The sequence below is a fragment of the Prevotella sp. CAG:255 genome (assembly GCF_000431195.1).
Lineage (GTDB): Bacteria > Bacteroidota > Bacteroidia > Bacteroidales > Bacteroidaceae > Prevotella > Prevotella rara.
In genome coordinates this window covers 1-930 of record NZ_HF986839.1, presented here as the reverse complement: position 1 = coordinate 930, position 930 = coordinate 1, and the positions used below count along the sequence as shown (strand labels likewise).

Genomic DNA, 930 nt, shown 5'->3' with positions numbered 1-930 from the left:
CTGACACAAGTTGTAGAGACCTGGCAAGAAGAAACTACCTTAGCTACGACCCGAACATATGGGTGAATCCTAATCCCGTGCCTTACCATTACGTACCTACAATAAAACCGATAATCCAAGTACAGCAAGTAAGACAAGCACAACCTCAGAATCATTATGCTCAAACAGGAAAGAAAATATCTGACAGGAGCATAATAAGCATAATGAACTCTGCATTGAAGAAAAAGCACCCAGAGTATTGGCAGGAAGGAAACAGGGCTTGTAGTATATTCAAGTTGGCCTGTTGGTTGTGCAGGTGGGGAGTTGACGAGGACTTGGCATTGGAGTATTTCATTGGTGGCTGGGAAAGTGATACCATGACAGAAGATGAAATATCAGGTCATGTAACTAATGCCTATAAAACAGAGAAAGACAACTTCGGTACTGTTGATTTTACGTTTTACAAATAACATAACAAAAACATTGCAGAAGATGAAGTTCAAAGTAAACCGAAGGCAGGTATGTCATGTAATGGTAAAAATTATAGGATAACCAACTCATGCGGCGTTGGCCTACATCTGACGAAAGAAAAAGAAGTGCAGGATTTTTTCCATAAATTAGGGGTGATACTTATATATGCAGGATATTTGGAGATAAAAGGTTGCATACTGTTAACCATGAAGTGACTAAGGTGCAGCTTTTTTTAATGAAATACAGGTTGATACTTAAATACAATGAAATCCAATGGTAAAACAGTTGCATCCTGTTAACTTTGATATAACCAATATGCAGCTTTTTATGGATGGAACAAATATAAACACCGAGGCAAAATACAAACCACAACATCTTTCTTCTTTCGTTTGAAGTAGGCTTGCGCCACATGAGCAAATGAATAATAAAAGTAACTTATAATGATTATAACTTAAGGATAAGTAAAAATTAGAAAAACAA

The 930-nt window shown here is 36.8% G+C and carries 1 pseudogene; it reads left to right on the top strand.

The window, feature by feature from the left end:
- Positions 1 to 449: pseudogene (locus QVO66_RS10790) on the top strand (BT4734/BF3469 family protein); the annotation flags it as partial.
- Positions 450 to 930: the final 481 nt, after the last annotated feature.